The 1,474-nt window shown below is 79.3% G+C and carries 1 protein-coding gene; it reads right to left on the bottom strand.

Going from position 1 to position 1,474, the window contains the following annotated elements; all coding sequences use genetic code 11:
* A partial coding sequence (locus tag AAHZ94_RS33930; protein WP_502964868.1) for a hypothetical protein occupies window positions 1–1,474 on the bottom strand: 1,474 nt, incomplete at both ends.

Here is a 1,474-nt window from a genome sequence, read left to right as displayed (position 1 = left end):
CCCCCCCCCCCCCCCCCCCCCCCCCCCCCCCCCCCCCCCTATTTTTTTTTAACCTCCTAACGCTCTCACCGCATATCGCAGGCGGGCGGGTGGGGGGGCAGTTGTTTATTCGACACTGGGCGGGCGCCGGGCCCGCCGCCCTGCCCGGTGCCCCGTGCGCGGCCCTGTCCCGCGTCAGGCCCGCCGCTCCGTGCCGGGCGCCCGCGGCCCCGTCCGGCGTCAGGCCCGCGGTCTCGTGCACGGCGTCCGCCCCGTACGCCGGGGTTGATGCGCCCGGCCCGGGCGTGAACACCTGCGGGCGTGGCCTGGGCGACGGCTCGGGGGCGAGTTCGGCGGCGAGGTCAGCGGTCCGTACCCGGGCCAGGCCGCACGTGGTCTGGGGCGTGGCGTAGGGCAGGCGGAGTTCGCCGTCCCGGGTCCACAGGCCGGTGCCGGGCAGCCAGCCGGGCGGCGGGGACAGGTGCAGCAGCCGGCGTTCCGCGGGGCGCCACACGGCCACCCAACTCGCGCCGCCCGACCGCGTCGGCGTCAGCCGGAAGGCCACCGCGCAGTTCTCCGGCGTGAGCACCTGGCCGGGCTGGGCGGCGAACGGCGTCAGCGTCACCGCGGTGTGGGCCGGGCCGCTGCCGCGCGTCTCGGTGCCGCGCAGGTCGCCCGCGCGCGGATCGGCGGGGCGCGGATCGAGGCAGTCGGGGAAGCGCACCGGCAGCGAACTGCCGAGCACGCCCCAGCCGAGCCGTTCCCGCCCCGGCGCGTTGGACCGGACGAGCAGCAGCCCGCTGTCCGGGTCGGCCAGCACCAGCCGGTCGTCGCTGTCCGCGGTGATCTGGAGCAGCGGCGTCGTCTCGCCGCCGCGCATGAGGTCCACCACGACGGTCTTCACCCGGCCGTCCCACTCCCGGTCGAGCGCCAGCAGCCGCCCGGTGCGGTCGAGCCAGTTGCCCGCCGTGCACCGGCCCGGCACCTCCGCGACGTGCTCGGGCCCGAACGACCCGCCGTGCACCAGCCACACGTGGGTGGAGCGCTCGCCCGGCGCCAGCGCGTACGCCAGGGTGCCGCAGGGCGCCGGCGGCAGCAGGGTCAGCTCGCCGCAGACGATGAAGCCGAGCGGGAGTTCGCCGGTGCCCGGGCCCGCCGGGTAGAGCAGCGACAGCACGTGGCGGTCGGCGACCCGCCGGCGGATCAGCACCCGCCCGTCGGCCAGCGGCAGCACCTCGCTGTCCGCCTCCTCCGGCCGCTCCGCGGGCAGCGGCACCGCGTACGGCTCGGGGCCGGCCAGCGTCCAGCGCTCGGGGAACCGCTCGCCGGTCGCCCGACAGACCGCGAGCCTGGCGGCGTACGAGCCGTCGGCGGTGAGCGTCAGGGGCGCCGGGCCCCGCTGCACCGCGGCGTCCCCGGCGGCGCGCGGCGCCCCCCCCCCCCCCCCCCCCCGGGCGGGGCCCCCCCGCCCCGGGGGGGGGCGGGGCCGGGGCGG

The organism is Streptomyces sp. HSW2009, assembly GCF_040240285.1.
Classification (GTDB): domain Bacteria; phylum Actinomycetota; class Actinomycetes; order Streptomycetales; family Streptomycetaceae; genus Streptomyces.
This window is presented reverse-complemented; position numbering and strand designations above follow the sequence as displayed.